This is a genomic window from Demequina salsinemoris (assembly GCF_000974805.1).
Classification (GTDB): domain Bacteria; phylum Actinomycetota; class Actinomycetes; order Actinomycetales; family Demequinaceae; genus Demequina; species Demequina salsinemoris.
Map to the genome: position 1 here is coordinate 120,161 of NZ_BBQZ01000008.1, position 17,725 is coordinate 137,885.

A 17,725-nucleotide genomic window follows, 5' to 3' on the forward strand; every position below is an offset into this window, starting at 1 on the left:
GCATCACAATCGTGCACCGGGTGTGGCGAATCTCACATCACAGGGGTACCGTCCGAAGTGGGACGTACACACAAAGACGTGTGACGGAGTGCACTGCTGAGGGAGTGGTGATCATGGCCGCATGGGGACATCTGTCCGTATTCTCGTCCGGGGCTGAGGGGTCTCGACACGTCGCGATGAGGCGACAGCATCCAGGCGCGGCGGCGCTCGTCATCACCGCGCTCGTCGCGGCGATGGGGGTCGTGATGGTCGCGACGCCGGCGGCGGCGACCAACTCGCTTGTGCCTTGGACGAACTTCGAGATCGACGGCAACAAGACGGCGAGCACCGGCGTCGACTGGGACACGCTCGCCGCCTCCAACGGAGGCCCAGCCACCTACGGCTACGGCGATGCGACGGACGTGTGCAACGTCGCGAAGAAGGACAGGGACCCGGACCTGACCTACCCGGACGACGTCGTTGACGACATCGCCGACAGTGGGCCCCTCGCGAAGCTGGATGCCGGACCTACCTGGAAGACGATGGATGGCAAGGCCACGCCGTCCAAGAGCGACCTCTCCACCATGTACATCGCCGCCGAGAAGGTGCCGGTCGCGAATGGCGGAATCGATGACATCATCTACGTCGCCTACGAGCGATGCAACGACGACTCGGGGTCCATGATCGCGACTCTGTTCATCGACAACGGCGACGGCAAGGTCCCGAGCGGGCCCGGTAGCGACGGGGTGGGTGACTTCCTGCTCGAGTTCGAGTTCAACCCCGGCAACAACGGAGCGACGGCGCGAGTCATGAAGTACTCCGCGGGCCTCGCGTGGGTGGAGCAGGCTACGGCCATCGGCGGCATCTTCGACCTGTCATCGAGCCAGACCTTCGGCGAGGCTGCGGTGAACCTCACCAAGCTCCGCGCTCAGTACGACCCCTCATCCGTAGGCTCGTGCTTCAAGTCGGACATCGGCGGCCAGAGCGCGACAGTGGCCGGCTACAACGACAACTCCTCGCTCATCGACATCATCGCCGGGCCCAAGGTCACGGTCACGAACTGTGGCACGCTCGACGTGAAGAAGGAGTCGAATGTCGAGGACACGACGACGACGTTCGACTACAAGGTCAAGCGGCTGAACAACGGCTACGTCGGCGCCGGCCAGAAGGAGTTCACTGGCGACCTCAAGATCGAAGAGACGGACTCCTATCCGTCGACTCCGGCGACCGCAGAGTTCCCGGCGCCGATCCAGGGCACCGACTACCTGGTCAAGGAGGCCAAGGACGCGCTTGGCGAGGGATGGTCTCTCGAGACGGTCAAGTGCACCTACAACGACATCTTCACCTCGGGGCACCCTGAGACCACGGTGACGCTGTATGACCGCAGCAACGGCGGCGATCAGTACAACTACAAGGATGGCGTCAAGACGACGCTCAAGACGGCCTTGGTCGCGCCGGGCGCCAACACGTCGTGCGTGATCACCAACGCCTACACGGGCATACAGGTCATCAAGGACGGCAAGGGCGACAAGACCGACCTGTTCAAGTTCGACGTCAAGGAGGACTGCCCCGAGGGTCAACTGCCCAACGATCAGAAGCTGTCGCTCGGCGCGGGTGAGACCGCCGGCTTCAGCACGAAGCTCAAGCTCAAGGAGTCCTTCACGATCCCCGTGGAGCTCGGCAACAAGTACACGATCACCGAGTCCCTCACGACTGACGCCTTCGCCACGGGTGACCCTGACTGGATGTTCAAGGGGGTCGTGTGCGAGGGCCCTGACGGCGAGGGTGGAACGAAGACGGTGGGAACGGCCTTCGGTGACAACGGCATCATCGTCACCCCTGAGTACGCGGGCCTGATCGTCTGCACCTTCACGAACGAGCAGAAGGGCAAGCTGATCGTCGAGAAGAAGTCGGTCGGTGGCACGGGCGAGTTCGCCATCGGCGGCACGCTCAGCGGCACGATCGAGACGGCCGAGGACGGCGTGGTCGCGGACAAGAAGCTCTCCGGCGAGTTCGTCGCGGGCAGCGACTTCATGGTGACCGAGGATGTTCCGGACGGCTGGAGCAAGGTCACGGAGTGCGTCAGCGACGACAAGACTCGCGACCCGTTCTACCCGGACAACGACACGAAGTTCTCGATCGCTGAGGGCGAGACTGTCACCTGTACGGTGATCAACACCAAGCTGGGCGATCTCACGTTGACCAAGTCGGTTGACGGCGTCGCCGACGCCTATGCCTGGGAGTTCGGCTTCCAGTTGTGGCTCGACGGTGAGAAGGAAGGCGCCGCGCAGTACACGGGGAAGACTGGAGATGGCGCCGCCGCGGACCTGACGTGGGACGACCTCACGCCGGGCGAGACCTACGTGCTCACCGAGCTCGACGGCATGGACCCGGCCACCTCCACGGGCGACTTCACGACGACGTGGAAGTGCTACGACGCCGACGATCAGGAGAAGACCCCGTTCAAGGACGCCAACGGTGATGCCGCGGGCTTCGGCATCACGGTGACGCCCGGCCTCGAGATCGTGTGCGAGGTGATGAACACCGCGAAGCCGTCGGATCTCGACCTGACCAAGACGGTCGAGGGGCTCGGCCCGCTCTTCGGATGGGACTTCGCCTTCACGCTCACGCCGACCGGCGAGGACGCGATGCCGTGGACCGCGATGGGCGACCCCGGCGACACCATGGACAGCAAGCTCTGGGCGCTGACCCCCGGCATGGAGTACACGATCGCCGAGGCCTCGGACGAGGACTACTCCTCGACGCTCACCTGCTACTACGGTGACGACCCGGAGACCGATGCGGCGGTGGTCGACACGAAGCCGAACGACCCCGGCATCACCTTCACGGCCGGCTTCGACGAGCACATCTCGTGCTTCGCCGTGAACACCGCAAGCCCCTCGGAGCTCGAGCTGACCAAGAAGGTCGAGGGCCTCGGTCCCCTCTTCGGATGGGACTTCGACTTCACGCTCACCGCAGCCGGTGAGGACCCGATGGAGTGGAAGGCCATGGGCAACCCGGGTGACACCATGGACAGCAAGGTCTGGTCGCTGACCCCGGGCACGAAGTACACGATCGCCGAGGCCGATCACGACGACTACACCTCGACGCTCGCGTGCACCTACGACGGAAACCCGGAGACCCCGGTCGTCGACACCGATCCGGTGGCGGACGGCATCACCTTCGTCGCGGGCTTCAGCCAGAGCATCGAGTGCGAGGCGGCCAACACCGCCAAGCCCTCGGAGCTGGATCTCACCAAGACCGTGGTCGGCCTCGGCGACACTCTCGGTTGGGACTTCGACTTCACGCTCACGCCTACCGGCGAGGACGCGATGGAGTGGACCGCGACGGGTGAGCCCGGCGACACCATGGACAGCAAGGTGTGGGCCCTGACCCCCGGCACGGAGTACACGATCGCCGAGGAGACTGACGACGACTACGACCAGACCCTCGCGTGCTACTACGACGAGGAGAAGGAGGAGGCCGTCGAGGACGATGAGCCGGACGAGGACGGCATCACCTTCACCGCCGGCTTCGACGAGCACATCTACTGCTTCGCGGTGAACACCGTGAAGCCCGCGGGTGTGGACCTCACCAAGACGGTCACGGGAGTCGCGGACGACTTCCCGTGGGGTGGCTTCGACTTCTTCCTCGTGCCCGGCGACGGCACGGAGAAGACCGTTGCGATCAAGCGGACGATCGACGGTGAGGGCAACGACACCTCGACGGCCGTGAGCTGGGAAGGCCTGACGCCCGGCGACACCTACACCGTGGTCGAGCAGCCCAAGGAGGGCTACACGACGACGCTCGACTGCAAGGTCGACGGGCAGTCGCTCGACGACTGGCTGGACAACAAGGTGACCTTCGTCGCCGAGGCGAACACCCGCGTGACCTGCTCGGCGGTCAACACCGCCGACCAGGTGCCGTTCTCGCTCACCAAGGACGTCACCGGCGTCGCCGACGGCTTCGACTGGGGCTCGTTCGGCTTCACCCTGACGCCGGTGGACTCGGAGGGTGAGCCGCTCGAGCCCGCCGCCGACCCGATCCCGCTGACGGTCGAGTACGGCGAGGGAGCCGCGACCACGACGCTCGTCCCGGGCCAGTGGTACACGCTCGAGGAGCTGCCCAACGATGACTACGAGTTCATGGGCTTCGAGTGCGGCGTGCTCGGGACACCCGTGATCCAGGAGGGCCCGGCGCTGTTCGCGGCGGTGCCTGTGGAGCTGCCGACGGTGTTCACCTTCCAGGCGGGCCTGGCGACGAGCATCTCGTGCGAGGCGACCAATGCCGCCAAGCCGACCACGCTGAACCTGGACAAGACCGTGTCCGGCGTGGATCCGGAGTTCACGTGGAGCTTCGCCTTCACGCTCGATCCGCCTGCCGATCCGATGGCGGAGCAGATCGTCTCCGGCAAGGGTGCGGTGCAGGATGAGGGTCTCACCTGGACGGGCTTGATCCCCGGCCAGGAGTACACGATCACGGAGAGTCAGGTCGACGGCTACGAGTCGCTGGTGTCCTGCTACGGCGTCGACGAGGGCGAGGACGATGAGGACCCGACCTCGGTCACCTTCACCGCCGGCGTCAACGACACGATCGAGTGCGACGCGACCAACGCCGCTGAGGCGTCGGAGCTCAGCCTCACCAAGAGGGTCGAGGGCGTGGCCGACGGCTTCGGTCAGACCTTCACCTTCCTGCTGCAGGACAGCGCGGAGGACCCGGGCGTCGAGCGTGAGCTCTACGCCGAGGGTGGCTCCGAGTCCGGTTCCGTCAGCTGGGACGAGCTGGTCCCCGGTCACGAGTACACCGTGAGGGAGGTGCCCGCCGACGGCTACGAGACGGTGCTCACCTGCTACGTCGTCGACGACTCCGATGAGGGTGAGGGTGAGGGCATGGTCCTCGTGAAGGACTGGGACGGCGAGGACGACGGCTCGGTGACCTTCATCGCCGGCGTCGCCCAGAGCATCGAGTGCGAGGCGGTGAACACGGGCATCAAGTCCGACCTGACGCTGACCAAGTACGTCGATGGCGTCGCCGACGGGTTCGGAGGGGAGTTCTCCTTCCTGCTCATCAACGACCCGATGGAGACCGGAGTGAGGACGGTGTCCGCCGCGGGCGGCGCCCCCTCGGAGCCGATCCTCTGGGAGGGCCTGGTTCCCGGCGAGACCTACACGGTGGTCGAGCAGGCCGTGGAGGGCTACGACACGATGCTGACGTGCTGGATCGTGGAGGAGGGTGAGGACGACGTCCTCGTCGCCGACTACGACTCGGCGCCCGACGCCGTGGAGTTCATCGCCGGCCTCGACCAGCACATCGTCTGCGACGCGGTCAACACGGCGATCCCCGTGGACATCGACCTCACCAAGTCCGTCGAGGGGGTGGCCGACGGCTTCGAGTGGTCGTTCGACTTCACCCTCGAGGGCGTCGAGCCCGAGCCTGAGCCCGAGCAGAGCGACGGCCCCGTGGCCGCCGTGGCCCTCGCGGCCGAGCTGGTCGAGGAGGATCCCGAGCCGACGGTGGGCGACATGCAGACCGTCTCCGGCATGGGCAGCGGCTCGGCCGACCCGATCACCTGGGTCGGGCTGATCCCCGGCGAGACCTACAAGGTCAGCGAGACCCCGGTCGACGGCTACTCGACGGTGCTGACCTGCGCGGTCAGCAACGGCGAGGGCATGGACGCGGTCGAGGACCTCGACGAGGACGACACCTCGGTGACCTTCGTCGCCGGGCTGATCGACACCATCGTCTGCGACGCGGTCAACACGGCCGAGTCGGCGAGCCTCGAGCTCACCAAGGCGGTCGCCAATGTGGACGCCGGCCTCGAGTGGTCGTTCGACTTCGCTCTCGATCCCGAGGCGATGCCGACCGGCACCCAGACGGTGACGGGAACGGGCCCGGGCGTGGCCGATCCGATCTCGTGGACCGAGCTCGTCCCCGGTGAGACCTACACCGTGAGCGAGACCCCGGTCGACGGCTTCAACACGGCGATCGTGTGCACCGTCCCGACCGAGGAAGGGCTCGATGGGCGTGACGGAACGCCGCTCGAGGACATGGACGATGTCAAGACCTCGTTCACCTTCGTCGCAGAGGTCGGGGTCGCGGTGACCTGCTACGTCGCGAACGTGCAGGCGGAAGGCACCCTTCCCGAGACGGTGGAGACGGCGACCCTCAAGCTCACCAAGAGCGTCGAGGGCGTCGAGGACGACACCGACTGGTCGTTCGACTTCATCGTCGAGCCGGATCCGGATGACATCGGCACGGTGACCGTCGAGGGCACCGGCAACACGACGGCCGACACGGTCTCGTGGAAGGCGCTCGAGCCCGGCACGACCTACACGGTGACCGAGACCGCGGTCGACAACTACACCTCCGAGTTCGTCTGCACCGGTGCCGACGACGAGGACGATGCAGACAACACGTTCACCTTCACCGCCACCGATGGGCTCGTGGTGGAGTGCGACGTGACCAACACCTACGAGGCGCCGAAGACGCCGACGGGCGGCACGAAGGCCGAGAGCGAGGAGCTCGCCACGACGGGCGCCGACCCGTGGTGGGCGCTCGGGCTGCTCGCGCTGCTCACCGGCGGCGGCGCGACGCTCCTGCTGATCCGCAGGCGCTTCACGCACTGATCTGGACGGAACGTCCCTGACCGGACGCAACACGCCTGACCGGAGGCGGCGTCCCTGAGACGCGGCGGTCGCGGTTCCTCACCCCCCAGGGGAGCCGTGACCGCCGCGTCGTGTCCGGGGTGTGGGCGGGGTACGAGGGATCGCGCGCCCCCGCCTGGGCGGGTGCGTCGGGTTACCCTGAGCCATGGGCTCGAGGTCCCCGCTCGTAGCCGCGACGCAGTCGGTCAGGCGCGCCGTGCGCACCCTCGCGGCCACCCGCCGCCCCGCCGGCTATCACGGCTCCTACCAGGGTGATGTCGCGTTCTTCGAGGGCTGGTACGTCAAGCTCGTGTCCGCGGACAGTAGCGCGCGGCTCGCGCTGATCCCCGGGGTGTTCCGCGGCGGCACGGCGGAGGCCGACGAGGCCTTCGTCCAGGTGCTCGACGGCGTCACGGGCGAGTCCTGGTTCGAGGTCTTCCCGGTCGCGTCCTTCGACGCCGACGCCCGCGCGTTCGACGTGACCGTCGGCGGCAACCGCTTCGGCGACCGCGGCATCGTCCTGGATCTTCCCGGCCCCGGCCTCGCCGGCGAGGTGACGTTCGGCGCGCTCGATCCGTGGCCGGTCACGTGCGCCGCGCCCGGGGTCATGGGCCGGTACGCGTGGGTGCCGGTCATGGAGTGCTATCACGGGCTGCTGTCCTTCGACCATCGCCTCGAGGGTGCCCTCACGCTCGGTGGCCGCGAGCTGGACTTCACGGGCGGGCGCGGGTACCTCGAGAAGGACTGGGGCAGGTCGTTCCCGTCGGCGTACGTGTGGATGCAGTCGAACCACTTCGCGGCGCCCGGCGTGAGCCTGTCGGCCTCGATCGCGACGATCCCGTGGGGGCGTTCGAGCTTCCGCGGCTTCATCGTGGGGCTCCGGCTGCCGGGGGAGGGCGGCGCCTTGCACCGCTTCGCGACGTACACGGGCGCCGTGACGGAGGAGCTGCGCGTGGACGATGCGACCGTCACCTGGATCATGCGGGCACCGGATGGTGTGCGTCTCCACCTTCGGGCGACGCGTGGCAGGGGAGGGCTGCTCCACGCGCCTGCGCGGGCCGCGGCGCATCGGCGGGTCGAGGAGACGCTCGACGCGCGCATCGAGGTGCGGCTGATCGATCCCGCGGGCCGGGTGGTCTTCCATGACACGGGCGAGGTGGCGGGCCTCGAGGTGCATGGCGACGTCGCGGGCCTGGGCGCGCTGCACGATCGTTGACCGCCAAGCGAACGCCCGCCGCGCGTTCCCGTCCTGGCTGCGCCTTGCGCGGACATTTCCTGACACGGCGCGGTGAGCGCGACCCGCGTGTCGCGGCCGACACGCCGTGGTTTGCCGGCGGGCTGTGTCAGAAAGTGTCCGCGGGGGTGCGGGGGCGCTGGCGGGTGTGGGGCGAGATCACCTTCGCAAGATACTTGTACATACAACTAAACTCGTCTATGGTGAGGATCAGCAGGACGCACCGGCGTCCGGAAGGAGCCTCGCCATGAACGCCACCGTCAACGACCAGATCCTCAGCGCCGACACCTCCATGGGGGCCGTCACCCTCCGCGTGGGCGACCTCGCGACCATGTCGGACTACTACGCGCAGGCCTTCGCGATGGAGCCCCTCGAGGAGGTCGCTCGTGGCAACGAGGTCCACCGCGTCCTGGGCCGCGGCACCACGCCGCTCGTGCGGATGATCGCGACCCCCGACCTCCCGGGCGTCGACCCGCGTCAGGCCGGCCTGTTCCACACGGCCTTCCTCTTCGACTCGCAGGAGAGCCTCTCGGCCACCGTCTACCGGGCGGCCCGCGACAGCCGTGGCCACTTCTCGGGCTCGGCTGACCACCTCGTGAGCGAGGCCTTCTACTTCACCGACCCGGAGGGCAACGGCGTCGAGCTCTACATGGACCGCCCGCGCGACACGTGGGTGCGCCAGGGCAACTCGATCGCGATGGACACCCTGTTCCTGGATCCCAACGCCTACCTCCAGAGCCACCTCACCGAGGACGCCCTCAACGCCGGCCCGTCGCTCGCGGGCAAGGTCGGCCACGTCCACCTCCAGGTGGGCGACGTCGCTACGGCCAAGCAGTTCTACGTCGACGCGCTCGGCTTTGAGACCACGCAGGCCGACTACCCGGGCGCCCTGTTCGCCTCGGCGGGCGGCTACCACCATCACGTCGCGATGAACGTGTGGAACAGCCGCGGCGCCGGCCCGCGCGCGGCGAGCCTCGGCCTTGGCGACGTCTCCATCACTCTCCCGACGCGCGAGGACCTCGACGCGCTCGAGGTCCGCCTGCGTGACCGCCGGCTCGACTTCGATGCCGACGGCCGCTCGGTGAAGGTCAAGGACCCGTGGGGCACGCAGGTCACGCTCGCGCTGCCCGACGCCACGACCGAGGAGGTCCTCGCGCGATGACCCGCATCGTCCACGCCCTGCGCTCGGAGGTCGGCCCGTCGCACCTGGACGATGCGGGAGGCGCCTCTCCCGTCGTCCTCCTTCTCCACGGGTTCGGGTCCAATGAGCGCGACCTGCCCGGCATCGTCCCCCACCTGGGGGTCGCGACGCCGTGGGCGTCGCTGCGCGCCCCGCTGTCCGCGGGGCCGGGCGCCGCGTGGTTTGCGATCACGAAGCCGGGCAACCCCGACGCCGCGCCCGTGGAGGACGCGACCGACGCGATCTGGGCCTGGGTCGACGAGCACCTCGGCGCCGGCGCGCCGGTGGTGCCCGTGGGCTTCTCCCAGGGCGGGCTCATGGCGACCCAGCTGCTGCGCACGCGCCCCGAGCGCGTGACGGCGGCCGTCGTCCTCGGCGGCTTCACGCTCGGTCACCCCCAGAGCGCGGATGATGCGCTCGCCGCCCGGGCCGTCCCGGTGTTCTGGGGGCGTGGGGCCGAGGACCTGGTCATCGCGCCCGCCGCGGTGACCCGGACCGGCGAGTTCCTGCCCGCCCACGCGGCGCTGACCGAGCGGGTCTACCCGGGGCTCGCGCATGGCATCAACGCGGAGGAGCTCGCCGACGTGCGGGAGTTCCTCGCGGGAGTGCCCGCGCTCGCGGTCGCGGAGGGGGTGGCGCGATGAGCGTCCCGTTCGAGATCGGCATCTTCACGTTCGGCGAGCTCACGCGCGACGCGCACGGCCAGCCGATCGCGCCCGCGCAGCGGCTGAAGGACATCCTCGAGTGGGCGCGCGTCGCCGACCAGGCCGGGCTGGACGTCTTCGGAGTCGGCGAGCACCACCGCGAGGACTTCGCGGTCTCGTCGCCCCAGATGGTGCTGGCCGCCGCAGCGGCGCAGACCGAGCGCATCCGGCTCACCTCCACGGTGACCGTGCTGTCGAGCTCGGACCCCGTGAGGATCCACGAGGACTTCGCGACCCTCGACCAGCTGTCGGGCGGCCGCGCCGAGATCACCGCGGGCCGAGGCGCGTACATCGAGTCGTTCCCGCTGTTCGGTCAGGACCTCGAGCGCTACGACGAGTACTTCGAGGACCGGCTCGACCTGCTGCTCAAGATCCGCGCGGAGAACCCGGTGACCTGGTCCGGCACGACCCGCCCTGCCCTCGACGGCGCGGGCGTGTGGCCCCGACCGCTCCAGGACGAGCTTCCGGTGTGGCTCGCGGTGGGCGGCACCCCGTCCTCCGTGGTGCGCGGCGGCGTGCTCGGCCTCCCGCTGTACCTCGCGATCCTGGGCGAGCCCGCGCGCTTCGCGCCGCTCGCCGACCTCTACCGCCGCGCGGCGGCCGAGGCGGGGCGCGAGCCCGAGCGCCTCGGCGTCACGTCGCACTTCTATGTGGAGCCCACCTCGCAGGGCGCGCGCGACACGTTCTACCCGCACTACTCGCAGTACATCGCGCAGAACATGCCGCGCGCGGGACGGCTCGACCGCGACGGCTTCGAGGCGTGGGCCGGGCCGCAGGGCGCGCTGTTCGCGGGCAGCCCGGCCGAGGCCGTGGACAAGATCCTGTGGGAGCACGAGGTGCTCGGCCACACCCGGTTCCTCGCGCAGGTGGGCCTCGGCGGGATCGGCCAGCAGGAGACGCTCAGATCGATCGAGCTGCTCGCGACCGAGGTGCTGCCGCAGGTGCGCGAGGCGATCGGCACGCCCGCGGCCGCCTGAGCCCTACCGCTGCGCACCTCGCGAAACATCGAGGTGTCGCCTAGGGTCGGAACCCATGTTCTTCCCCGGGAACCCCTCTTCTGCTCATGCCCCCGCGCGCCGAGCGCGCGCGACGGCGCTCGCGATGGCGGCGATCCTCGTGCTCGCGGCCGCTCTGCTCGGGCTGTCCGCTCAGCCCGCGGCGGCCCACACCGGGCTCGATTCGTCGGACCCCGCAGATGGGTCGACGTCCACCCAGCCCGTCGAGGCGGTGACGCTGACCTTCACCCTTCCTGTGACCCCGCTGGGCGACGCCATCGTGATCACCGGGCCCGACGGCGCGGTGGCGGCCGAGGTCACTCAGGAGCAGGACGGGTTGCTGCTCGTCGCGACGCCGACCGCGCCGCTCGACAGCGGCGAGTACACGGTCGAGTGGACCGTCGCGGCCCAGGACGGCCACCCCTTGGATGGCACGTTCGCGTTCACTGTCGACCTCCCTGGGCCGTCGCCCTCCGCCTCCGTGTCCGCCACGTCCTCCGAGGCCGTCCCGTCGGCCACCGCATCGTCCTCGGCGTCCGGCACGCCGACGCCTTCCGCGTCGCCGTCACCCTCCGCCACCGCGATGGAGGCGATGGAGGACATGGACGATGCCGAGGTCGGCGACGCGCTCGCGACCGGTCTCGCTCGGGTCGGGGCGGCGATCGCGCTGTGGGCGCTGCTCGTGGGTGCCGGTGCGCTAGCGTTCGCGGGCTTCGCGATGCGCGGGTCCGATGCGGCGGACGTGCCGAAGGTGATCGCGGGCGTGCGGTGGTGCGGCGCGCTGCTGCTCGGCGGGCTCGCGCTGCGGCTCGTGGGTCGATCCGCGCTCATCGCGGGAGGCTCGTTCGCGGACGGGATGCAGCTCGACGCGCTCGGCGATGCGCTTGCCGGGAGCGTGGTGTGGGTCTTCGGCCTGCAGGCCGTCGGCGGCGCGCTCATGCTGCTTGGCGCGTGGCGGTCCGTGGCGGGTGTCGCGCTCGCCGCGCTCGGTGCTGCCCTCGCCGGCGCCGGGCACGTGATGGGTGGGCACAGCAACACGGCCGAGCCTCGCGCGCTCGTCCTCGTCGCCGACATCGCGCACCTGCTCGCCGCCGCGGTGTGGGTCGGGGGCGCGGTCGCTCTCCTCGCTGTGCTGCGGCGTCGGCGCCGCGAGGGAAGGGCTCTCGAGCCTGCACGCATGGCCGCGCGCTTCGGCGCCGTCGCGGCGGTCGCGTTCGTGGTCGTCGGCGTGGCCGGTGTCGCGCTCACGTGGGCGATCGTCGACGAGCCCTCCGATCTCTGGACGACGGCCTGGGGGCTGACACTGATCGCGAAGGTGGCGCTCGTCCTCGTCGTGGCGGCGATCGGCGCCTACACGCACTTCCGCATCGTCCCCAGGCTCACGGCGCGTGAAGCCGAAAGGTCGGCGTCGGCCGGCGCCGGCATCGTCCCTGGCGCGACTGATGAGCAGGAGCACCTGCGGCGCGCGGTCGCGTGGGAGAGCGCGCTGTTCGCGGCCGTCGTCCTGGCGACGGCGCTGCTCGTGTCCGCTTCGATCCACGTGTAGCGCGGCTCGCGGGCCCCGCGTCCGCATCGTCCTCGTCGCCACCCGGTGACTAGTTGCCTTGACCTCATTCCCACACTCGGGAAGGAGGCGACCTACCGTTGAAGCATGACTCGTCGGGCCGTCGCCGGCCTGGTCCTCGCAGTCCCGCTCGTGGTCGTGGCATGCGCCGCGGTCGACCACGAGCCCTCGCCGACCCCGCTGGGTGTGGCGTCGCCCGCCTTCGAGGTGAGCGCCGCCTTCGACTCCGGCCCGGTCGCGGGCCCTCCCCAGTCCGCCGAGCCGGTCGAGTGCCTGCTCGCCGGCTCCGAGCTTCTCGGCTGCCTCCATACCCACTGGGGTCGCGGCTTCTTGCGTCCCGGCCGAGTGTGAGCGACACTAGCGATATATCGTTCACAGTCGAAACGATAGTCACGAAGGAGCTCATCATGAGTGCTCAGTACCGTCCCCGTGGTTCCCGCTTCAGCGCCGACGACGCCGCCGAGGCGTTCCGCGACGCGATGAACCAGATCAAGTCCGAGTTCGACAAGAAGGTCGCGCCCCGCATGGGCCGCGGCGACGTCCGCGCCGCCGTGCTCGCCCTCCTCGCCGAGCAGCCGATGCACGGCTACCAGATCATCCGCGAGATCGAGGCGCGTACCGACGGCGCCTGGAAGCCCAGTCCCGGCTCGGTCTACCCGACCCTCCAGATGCTCGCCGACGAGGGCCTCGTCACGGTCGAGACCAAGGAGGATCGCAAGATCTACTCCCTCACCGAGGAGGGCTCCGAGGCCGCGGCCGACTCGGCCGGCACCCTGCCGTGGGAGTCGACCGGATCGTCGTGGAGCGAGGGCCTGCACCTGGGTCCCGTGCCCAAGGCGGGCGCCGAGCTCGCGCAGGCAGCGGCGCAGGCCGCGCGCGTCGGCACGGCCGAGCAGCAGCAGGACGTCGCCGACCTCCTCAACGAGGCGCGCCGCAAGATCTACACGATCCTCGCGAAGGACTGACGGAAGGGGAGGCGGCCCGAGCATCGTCCCCGGACCGCGCCCGCATCGTCCCCGCCCCCGCATCGTCCCTGGGCCTGGCGTTCTCCCCGTCCCCGCGTCGTAGGATCGAAGCGAGCCTTGCGCGCGACCGGCGGAACGCCGTCGGCGGCGTCGGGGACGAGGAGAGTCGATGCCCGACGCCGCATTTGACCGCGCCCGCTACCGTCGGATCCTGCGCTTCGCGGCGCGCCAGTTCGCGTCGATGTGGTGGTACGAGTTCGTGCTGCCGCACATCGGCCTGCGGAAGGTCGCGGACGCGTCGCGGGACCGGCGGCTGCACTCTCTCGCGCGCAGGTTCCGGCTGCTCGCGGTCGAGCTGGGCGGCCTGCACATCAAGCTCGGACAGTTCCTGTCGTCGCGCCTCGACGTGCTCCCGCCCGAGATCACGCGCGAGCTCGAGGGCCTCCAGGACGAGGTTCCGGCCGCGCCCTTCGACCAGATCCGCGCGCTCGCCGAGGAGGAGCTCGGGCTGCCGATGTCGCGCGTGTACGCCTGGGTGGACGAGGAGCCGGTCGCTGCAGCCTCGCTTGGCCAGGCGTACAGGGCGCGTCTTACCAGGGACGATGCGGAACGTGCCGGGTACGAGGACGTCATCATCAAGGTCCAGCGCCCGGGCATCGGGACCGTGGTGGCGGTCGACCTCGCGGCGCTGCGCCGGGTCGCGCGCTGGCTCGGGCGCCTCAGCGCCGTCAAGAACCGCGTGGACATGCCCGCGCTGGTCGAGGAGTTCGCCCGCTCGAGCCTCGAGGAGATCGACTACCTGCACGAGGCCGGCAACTGCGAGCATTTCCGCGACACCTTCGCGGGCGACGAGCGCGTGCGCGTGCCCGAGGTGGTGTGGGAGCGCACGTCGCGCCGCGTCCTGACGCTCCAGAACGTCGCCGCGATCAAGATCACCGACCTCGACGCCCTGCGCGCCGCCGGGATCCACCCGGGCAAGGTCTCGCAGGTCTTCGCGAACGTCATGCTCGACCAGCTGTTCGAGCACTCCTTCTTCCACGCCGACCCGCATCCCGGGAACCTGTTCGTCACCCCGACGCCGGGCGAGGGTCAGGGGTGGAAGCTGACGTTCGTCGACTTCGGGATGATGGGCACCGTCCCGCCCACGCTGCGCGCGGGGCTGCGCTCGCTCGTGCTCGCGGTCGTGTCGCGCGACGGCCACGGCATGGTCGCCGCGATGCGCGAGGCCGGGGTGCTCCTGCCCGGCGCGGACGATGCGGAGCTCGAGCGGGCCGTGTCCAAGGCGTTCTCGCGCTTCGGTGGCATGAGCCTCGCCGAGCTGCGCTCGATCGATGTGCGCGACCTGCGCGACTTCGGGCTCGAGTTCGGCGACGTCATGGTCGAGATGCCGTTCCAGATGCCCGAGGACTACCTGCTGCTGATCCGCGCGGGCTCGCTCACGAACGGCGTGTGCACCGCGCTCGACCCGAACTTCAACGTGTGGGACTCGGTGGATCCCTATGCACAGCGGCTGCTGCGCGGCGAGAGCGCCGAGTGGGTCAAGCACTTCGGCAACGAGGCCCTGGACGGGGTGGGTGCGATCTGGCGCATGCCGCGCAGGATCGACGCGGCGCTCGCCAAGGTCGAGGACGGCTCGCTCGCCGTGACGATGCCCCAGATGGAGAAGCTCATGAACCGCGCCGAGCACACCGCGCGGCGGCTCGTGTCGGGCATGATGTTCGCCGCGATGCTCGTGGCCGGCGCGATGGTGCGCGGCAACTGGGAGACGCTCAGCAACCTGCTCATGCTCGGATCGCTGGTGCCGTTCAGCCACTCGCTGTTCGGAAGGCGCGCGTCGCAGCGGTAGCGCGGGTCGTCGCGGTCGCTCGGCGAACGCGGCTCGCTCCGCGTGCCTGGTGGGACCCGCATCGTCCCGTGGCCGCCAGGCCTCAGAAGAGGTACGTCTGCACGGAGACGAACACGATCATGCCCAGCGCGAGCGCGCCGGTGTAACCCAGGCCGAGCCTGCCCGGGGCGCGATCGGCTTCGCTGATCCACGCCCATCCGGCGGTGGCCATGGCGACCGCCGCGGCGGCGAGGAAGGCCCACACGAACGCCGACCACGTCGCCTGCTGCGCGGCGGTGGATCCCGGGTGCGTGTAGAACGTCGTCATGCTGAGCGTCAGCGCGACGACGAGCAGCAGCGGCGCGATGCCCGCGGCTGCGAGTGTCGAGGCTCGAAGCTTCATGATCACCCCCTGGTCTGCTTGTGGCGGCCCCCCTGGTCGCCACGCGCGGCAGAACCTCAGTGTGACACGGATGTCCGAAATGTGAAGTACCCACTTCTGGGGGTGCACGGTGAGTGGGGCTCGGAACTGCGCCCGCGGGTCAGGACTGCGCAGGTCAGGAATGTGCAGGTCAGGAATGTGCAGGCGCCTCAGTCGTGCGCCGCGCGCGGGAAGATCGCCGCGGCGATCACGACGGCCAGCGCGGCGCCGATCAGCTGCGCGCCGATGAAAGGCAGCACCGACGCGGGGGCGATGCCGGCGAACGTGTCGGTGATGGCGCGACCGATCGTCACCGCGGGGTTGGCGAAAGACGTCGACGACGTGAACCAGTACGCCGCGCCGATGTATGCACCGACCGTCGGGGCGACGAGCGCCGCGCGGCCGGTGCGGACGAGCGCGAGGATCGTGAGCACGAGCCCCGCGGTCGCGACGACCTCGGCGAGCAGGTGCGGTCCGGTCGCGCGGTCGGTGGTGGACCAGGTGGTCGGGACGCCGAACATCGCGTTGGCGAGCGCCGCGCCCGCGAGGCCGCCGACGATTTGCGCGCCGATGTAGGCGGTCGCGTCGGTCCACGAGTCCATGCCGCCGACGACCCGCTCCACGAGCGTGACCGCCGGGTTGAAGTGCGAGCCGGAGACCTGCTGGAACAGGAGGATCAGCACGGTCAGGCCGAAGAACGTGGCGATCGAGTTCTCGAGCAGCTGCAGGCCGACGTCGTCGGAGAGCTGCTGCGCCATGATGCCCGAGCCGACGACCACGGCGACCAGCAGCATCGTCCCGAGGAGCTCGGCGAACGCGCGGCGCCACAGGGCGGGCGCGGCCGGCGACTCGGCGGCGACGTGTGCGTCGGGCGCGGCGGGGTCGGGGACGTGGCCCGCGTGTCCGGGGGCGTGCGCGGTGTTCTCAGCGGTGCTCACGTCGCACCATCCTCGCCTACGCAGTTATCTCAGTCAACCTTGAGGCATCTGGCGTTGGTGGGGGTGAGCGCACGCCGCGGCGCGGGCTCTGCCCGGGGTTCTCGAGGTCGGTGGACCGTTCCTGACACAAGTCGGCGTGCGCGCACGGCGTGTTGCGTGCGACACGCCGTGTTGGCCGCGCGCCCTGTGTCAGAGATGGTCGGTGCGCGCCCGCCGGAGACTTCGATGAGGTGCAGAGAGCGGTTCCGCGGTGTCGAGCAGACGAGGGCGCGGGTGTGCGAGGCGGCGCGGGAGCGCAACGCGGGGTGGGGTGCGGGGGTGCGCGGTGCGGCGAGGTTCGGCGCGCGCAGCGGTGCGGCGGCCTCAGCCCGCGAGGTAGTCGCGCGCCCAGGCGGCGGTCCCGACCGGCCCGCCGAACGCGAACAGGTGGATCCGCACGTCGCCGTGGCGGCCGGCCTCGAGCCGCTCGCCCAGGGCGGAGACGAACGCGTCGGGCCCGGCGGTCGTGAGGAGGTTCCCGAGCGAGAACCCGTACTTGCGGGCGACGCCGGCGCTCGTGCCGACCCCGCAGCGCCGCGCGAACGCGAGGAGTCTCTTCACGGATGTCGGCCCGGGCACGCCGACGCGCAGCGGGGCCTCGACGCCCAGGTCGCGCACGCGCTCGACCCAGCCGAGCACCGCGTCGACGTCGAACGAGAACTGGGTGACCACGGTCGCCTCGATGCCCTGCGACTCGAGCAGCGCGACCTTGTCGGTCAGCGCCTGTGCGAGCATCGCGCGGGGGATGTCGGGGTGGCCCTCGGGGTAGCCGGAGATGCCGACGTCGCGCACCCCGTGCTCGGCGAGCAGCCCGGTGCGCATCACGGAGAGCGCGGAGTCATAGGGTCCGACGGGCTTGCGCGGGTCGCCGCCGACGACGACCACGTGCGACGACGTGCCCTGGTCCTGGATCGCCTGGAGCTCGGAGCGCAGCTCCTGCTCGTCGGCGAGGCGGCGCGCGGCGAGGTGCAGAACCGGGGTCAGCCCCGCGCGGTGCGCGCTCGCGGCGAGCGCCAGGCGCGCGGTCGGGTCCTCGGTGCCGAGGGCGGTGATGTTCACCCTGGTGCCGGTGGGCAGGGACGACGCGGCCTCGGTGAGGCGGTCGCCGTCGCGGGCCGTGACCTCGATCGAGAAGTCATCGAGCAGCGCGGTGCGGTCGAAGGGCGTCGGCTGGTGGCTCACGGAGATATGAAATCACCCCGGGCCGCGGACGTGGACCGCACGGCCCGGGGTGAAG

12 protein-coding genes are annotated in these 17,725 nt (G+C 70.1%); 9 read left to right on the plus strand and 3 right to left on the minus strand.

The annotated features are described in order from the left end of the window. The first annotated feature begins 176 nt into the window (after positions 1-176). The 9 genes from AOP78_RS13865 to AOP78_RS13905 all read left to right on the plus strand — a co-directional run bounded on the left by AOP78_RS13865 (position 177) and on the right by AOP78_RS13905 (position 15,111). Positions 177-6,605 carry a prealbumin-like fold domain-containing protein gene (locus tag AOP78_RS13865; protein ID WP_062206006.1) on the plus strand — a complete coding sequence of 2,143 codons (6,429 nt, stop codon included), beginning with the start codon at positions 177-179 and terminating at the stop codon, positions 6,603-6,605. A gap of 184 nt (positions 6,606-6,789) precedes the next feature. Next, positions 6,790-7,839 carry a tocopherol cyclase family protein gene (locus tag AOP78_RS13870; protein WP_083980226.1) on the plus strand — a complete coding sequence of 350 codons (1,050 nt, stop codon included), beginning with the start codon at positions 6,790-6,792 and terminating at the stop codon, positions 7,837-7,839. Between the two features lie 265 nt (positions 7,840-8,104). Then, positions 8,105-9,019 carry a VOC family protein gene (locus AOP78_RS13875; protein WP_062206009.1) on the plus strand — a complete coding sequence of 305 codons (915 nt, stop codon included), beginning with the start codon at positions 8,105-8,107 and terminating at the stop codon, positions 9,017-9,019. Beyond that, the gene (locus tag AOP78_RS13880) at positions 9,016-9,681 is read left to right on the plus strand and encodes an alpha/beta hydrolase (protein ID WP_062206012.1); all 666 of its coding nucleotides are present in this window, start codon (positions 9,016-9,018) and stop codon (positions 9,679-9,681) included. The genes AOP78_RS13875 and AOP78_RS13880 overlap by 4 nt, the downstream gene beginning before the upstream one ends. Next, positions 9,678-10,718: an LLM class flavin-dependent oxidoreductase gene (locus AOP78_RS13885; RefSeq protein WP_062206016.1), complete on the plus strand. Its 1,041-nt coding sequence runs from the start codon at positions 9,678-9,680 to the stop codon at positions 10,716-10,718. The genes AOP78_RS13880 and AOP78_RS13885 overlap by 4 nt, the downstream gene beginning before the upstream one ends. Positions 10,719-10,773: 55 nt before the next feature. Then, positions 10,774-12,282 (plus strand): copper resistance CopC/CopD family protein, encoded by a 1,509-nt coding sequence (locus tag AOP78_RS13890; RefSeq protein ID WP_083980228.1) that lies wholly within the window; start codon positions 10,774-10,776, stop codon positions 12,280-12,282. 105 nt (positions 12,283-12,387) lie between these two features. After that, entirely contained in the window at positions 12,388-12,651 is a 264-nt protein-coding gene (locus tag AOP78_RS13895) for a hypothetical protein (protein WP_062206030.1), read from the plus strand. A gap of 56 nt (positions 12,652-12,707) precedes the next feature. Beyond that, positions 12,708-13,265, plus strand: coding sequence for a PadR family transcriptional regulator (locus AOP78_RS13900; protein WP_062206033.1), 558 nt, complete (start codon positions 12,708-12,710; stop codon positions 13,263-13,265). A gap of 169 nt (positions 13,266-13,434) precedes the next feature. Next, positions 13,435-15,111 (plus strand): ABC1 kinase family protein, encoded by a 1,677-nt coding sequence (locus AOP78_RS13905; protein WP_062206036.1) that lies wholly within the window; start codon positions 13,435-13,437, stop codon positions 15,109-15,111. 82 nt (positions 15,112-15,193) lie between these two features. Here the strand turns inward: AOP78_RS13905 and AOP78_RS13910 are convergent, their stop codons facing one another. The 3 genes from AOP78_RS13910 to AOP78_RS13920 form a co-directional block, all read right to left on the minus strand. Then, a complete protein-coding gene (locus tag AOP78_RS13910; RefSeq protein WP_062206039.1) occupies positions 15,194-15,493 on the minus strand; it encodes a hypothetical protein in 300 nt (99 codons plus the stop codon). 188 nt (positions 15,494-15,681) lie between these two features. Next, entirely contained in the window at positions 15,682-16,341 is a 660-nt protein-coding gene (locus AOP78_RS13915; protein ID WP_062206157.1) for an aquaporin, read from the minus strand. 471 nt (positions 16,342-16,812) lie between these two features. Beyond that, complete coding sequence (locus AOP78_RS13920) at positions 16,813-17,670, minus strand: methylenetetrahydrofolate reductase (protein WP_062206042.1); 858 nt, start codon at positions 17,668-17,670, stop codon at positions 16,813-16,815. Between the last annotated feature and the right edge of the window lie 55 nt (positions 17,671-17,725).